Origin of the sequence: Moorena sp. SIO2C4 (genome assembly GCF_010672485.1) — a bacterium.
Lineage (GTDB): Bacteria > Cyanobacteriota > Cyanobacteriia > Cyanobacteriales > Coleofasciculaceae > Moorena > Moorena producens.
Map to the genome: position 1 here is coordinate 1 of NZ_JAAHGN010001211.1, position 2,092 is coordinate 2,092.

The 2,092-nt window shown below is 44.4% G+C and carries 1 protein-coding gene and 3 pseudogenes; 3 read left to right on the top strand and 1 reads right to left on the bottom strand.

The genetic code is table 11. From position 1 onward, the window contains the following. Window positions 1-144 precede the first annotated feature (144 nt). A pseudogene (locus tag F6K20_RS35680) lies at window positions 145-1,320 on the top strand (RNA-guided endonuclease InsQ/TnpB family protein); the annotation flags it as partial. Between the two features lie 46 nt (window positions 1,321-1,366). Here F6K20_RS35680 and F6K20_RS35685 read toward each other — a convergent pair. Continuing rightward, window positions 1,367-1,583 (bottom strand): annotated as a pseudogene (locus tag F6K20_RS35685) (IS701 family transposase); the annotation flags it as partial. Between the two features lie 77 nt (window positions 1,584-1,660). Between F6K20_RS35685 and F6K20_RS35690 the strand changes: the two are divergent. Both F6K20_RS35690 and F6K20_RS35695 read left to right on the top strand, forming a co-directional pair. Next, window positions 1,661-1,807 (top strand): annotated as a pseudogene (locus F6K20_RS35690) (transposase); the annotation flags it as partial. A 117-nt stretch (window positions 1,808-1,924) separates the two neighbouring features. Next, the coding region (locus F6K20_RS35695; RefSeq protein WP_287297980.1) for a helix-turn-helix transcriptional regulator at window positions 1,925-2,092 on the top strand (168 nt) is incomplete at its 3' end.

Genomic DNA, 2,092 nt, shown 5'->3' on the forward strand with positions numbered 1-2,092 from the left:
CTTCAAACCATGGGGTTAGCCCGAACGGGAATTTATTCCCTAACTATTCGGGAACTTTAGCATCTTTGGATTCGGCAAAGCCGACGCTGCGCGAACGACTATAATAGTAAGTAAATAAACTACACCAAAGGAGGTGATAATAGAGTGCTGGTAATGGAGTTCAAGGCTGTCTTAAAAGAGAGTCAGAAAGTAGCAATAAATGAAGCTATTAGGACAGCTCGCTTTGTCAGAAACAAGGTGCTCCGATTCTGGATGGATAATCCCGGGATTGGAAAGAAAGAACTCTATCGCTACAACACTCAACTAAGGGATGAATTGGAATTTGTTAAACATCTTAACAGCCATGCTTGTCAAGCATCTGTTGAGAACGTAGAACGCGCTATTAAACGCTTCTTTGATAACTGCAAAAAGAAAGTCCCGGGAAAGAAAGGATACCCTAAGTTCAAGAAACATTCTAGGTCAGTCGAGTATAAGCAATCTGGATGGAAGTTATCCCCAGACAGGAAGTCGATAAAATTCACGGACAAAAAGGGTATTGGGCAAGTAAAGCTCAAGGGTACCTGGGACTTATGGCGATTCGACCAGAAGCTCATAAAGCGGGTTCGCATAGTCCAAAGAGCTGATGGCTACTACATTCAGTTTTGCGTAAAAGCAAATAATTCAGAACCGTTACAAGCCACTGGCTGTAATGTCGGCCTAGATGTTGGCTTAAAAGAGTTTTATACGGACTCAGATGGATATGCAGAACCCAATCCTAGATTTTACCGAAAAGGCGAGAAACGATTAAAGTTCTATCAACGCCGAGTTTCCCGAAAAAAGAAAGGCTCCGCTAACCGAAAGAAAGCGATTAATAGACTAGGCAGACAGCATCTTAAAATAAGTAGGCAGCGTGAAGAACATGCAAAGAGAGTTGCACGTTGCGTAATCCGGTCTAACGACTTGGTCGCCTAGGTCGATTTGAGAGTTAAAAACCTGGTTAAAAACCATTGTCTGGCTAAATCTATTAATGATGCAGGTTGGTACAAGTTTCGGGAATGGCTGGAACATTTTGGTGAAAAGTTTGGCAGGGTCACTGTTGCAGTAAACCCTGCTTATACCAGCCAAAACTGCTCGGCATGTGGTGAAGTAGTCAAGAAGTCGTTATCAACTCGAACTCATGTTTGTAAATGTGGATGTGAGTTAGACCGAGACCACAATGCCGCAATCAACATCTTAACGAGAGCCTTAAGTACGGTGGGGCACACCGGAACTTTCCTCAACGCTCGGGGAGACTCGACCTCTACTCTGCTTGGTTCCGACCTGGTTGAGCAAGTTGGATCGCGCTTTCCGAGAATCCCCTGGCTTATAGCCATGGGGAGTGTCAACAAGGAGCCTCCGTCAAGAAGTGATGTAATCCATGGTAAGTCACACCAACAGCATTCTCGGCGATCTGATCAAGGTTTTTTCTCTCACTTTCCCCCAATAATCCCCCGATGAGTGTGCCCTTACTCCCTTTTTTGAGCCTTTGTTTTGAACACCTCATCAAAGTGCTTACACCATCTCTCAAAGCAAGGTGGCATCGCTGCGGGAGTTGTCTGTTTGATCAGGATTGACCTCGACGTGAAAACTCGGCTTAGCAAGTATTATACCCTCAAAACACCTTTTTTATTGTTTAAGTCCCACTAGTCGCAGATACGGACAAAATGGATATCCGAAGCCAAATGGAAAACCAGCACTATGGATTCCTAGCTATTTTGCTGCTTCCGTTGCTGGAGCTTCTATTGAGGTGCTGAAAGAGTACATCAACAATCAAAGAAAGCCGTCCTAGAAGGACGGGGCTTCGGCAAAGCCGACGCTACGCGAACAGACCCATTTTTTTTGGTGAGATTAGCGGTAACATATAACTCAGTAAACTTAATTATGTTAACTTTTAAATAGGACAGTAATGACTAATTTAGGGGACAACCTAAAAAAAAGACGAGAATCCCTAAATATCACCCAGCGGGAAATCGCTCATGAATTGGGCGTAACCGTTACCACGGTGCAAAATTGGGAAGCGGGCAGGCATATCCCCAAACTGTACCCAAATCAGCTCAAGGCATTGTGTGACCTG